2 protein-coding genes are annotated in these 1713 nt (G+C 37.3%); both read right to left on the reverse strand.

Annotated elements, in window-relative coordinates:
* Positions 1 to 69: 69 nt before the first annotated feature.
* Positions 70 to 1407 (reverse strand): family 43 glycosylhydrolase, encoded by a 1338-nt coding sequence (locus ACQR30_RS15755; RefSeq protein ID WP_429736716.1) that lies wholly within the window; start codon positions 1405 to 1407, stop codon positions 70 to 72.
* A gap of 44 nt (positions 1408 to 1451) precedes the next feature.
* Positions 1452 to 1713: glycoside hydrolase family 97 C-terminal domain-containing protein (locus ACQR30_RS15760; protein WP_429736717.1), on the reverse strand; the 262-nt coding region annotated here is incomplete at its 5' end.

Genomic DNA, 1713 nt, shown 5'->3' on the forward strand with positions numbered 1-1713 from the left:
TTCTTTCTAACGCAACTTCAGAATCAATCCCCTTCCATAACTATCATTTTGTAAAACTGCACACACCGTTTATTCAAACTTAATCCAATCAACTGCCGTAGCTGAATTGGTTTTCTGGACAATAAAAATATTGTGAACTCCCGGTTCAATAGTAGAAATATGGCCCTCAACTACCTGCCAGTTCTCTGTTTTTGGAATCTTTAACTGGCTAATGATAGGGCCGTTTATAGAGCTCAAATGAATGTCTATTTCACCCCCGGAAACGGATTTTACCTTTGCATGGATGAGTTTTAATTTTTTATTTCCAAAATTTACTGTGTTGTATTGTACCCAAGAATTTGGTTGCTTCAAGCTAACCGACCAACCTTTAAAAGTATCCGTTGTATCCAGAAAAGCAATAGAAGTTCCTTCTTTACTTATAGCACTATATCTATCGACTTGTATGGTATCTGTTGCGTTGGTGACACCTATTCCACGAAGGGTAGGTATGACTTTTTTAATCGTCCCGTCATCATTAAAAAACAAACTATCGGCTCTTACCGAGCGAGCCTTATCAAAGTTTGGTGAATAATCATCATGATGATAAAACAAGTACCATTGATTTTTATATTTGATTAAAGACTGATGATTTGTCCAACAAGTCGGCGACTCATCCATAATAACACCCGTCACCTTAAATGGCCCCATCGGACTCTTGCTTACTGCATATTCGAGCTGTTCCGTTTTGCCCTCCACGTGGGGATAGGTCAAGTAATATAGATCCTTTCTTCTAAATAAAAACGGACCTTCTTTCAAACCTTTTGTTGGCAATCCTTGTATCACCACAGGAGCAGAAGACAATTCGGTCATGTTCTTATTTAGTTTGGCCACATATAAATTGCCTTGCGCCCAATACAAATATGCTTGACCATCCTTATCAATAAATACATTGGGGTCTATTCCGTGTACATTGGCGATTGGTTTAGCCAAAGGAACAAAAGGTCCGGTAGGTCTATCCGCTATTGCCACTCCAATACCAAAGCCTCTCCCAAAACTAGTATCTTTTACTTGTGCAGGAAAATAGAAATAATATTTGCCGTTCCTAAAAATACAATCCGGTGCCCACATACTGTAAGAATCCGAGTTTACCCAAGGCACATTATATTGGCTTACAACAATGCCATGGTCTTGCCAACTGGTCAGATTAGCAGAAGAAAAAACATGATAGTCTTCCATGCAAAACCAACCAACACGCCCGTGTCCAGGCGTCGCAAGAATATCATGAGAAGGATATAAATAAACGCTATCACCAAAAACCCGCGCCGTAGGGTCGGCTGAAAATTGGTTTCTTATAATTGGATTTTGTGCGAATAAATTATTGATAAAAACTATTGCCGTCACAAGAATTACCGAAAATTGTATTTTCATTTTCATAACTGAAATATTTAAAAATTATTTATATAATTTATTTTTTAATTAAATACCGCCACAAATCCATCATTGCCGTTTACCTTAATATTTAGTTTACCATTTTCAGGAACAACGATGTTTTTTTGACTAAAAGAGGGGTTATCTTTTGCATTCGCTCCCGACATAATCAAGAAACCTTTTTTATTCTTTAAAAATGACAGATCAAGACTAAGTTCTTTTGGAATATTTTCTCCATTTAATCCAGCCACATACCAACTATTTCCGGATCTCCTAGCAATAACTTCTAATTTTCCGGGATACCCT

It is taken from the genome of Arachidicoccus sp., assembly GCF_050436765.1.
GTDB lineage: Bacteria > Bacteroidota > Bacteroidia > Chitinophagales > Chitinophagaceae > Arachidicoccus.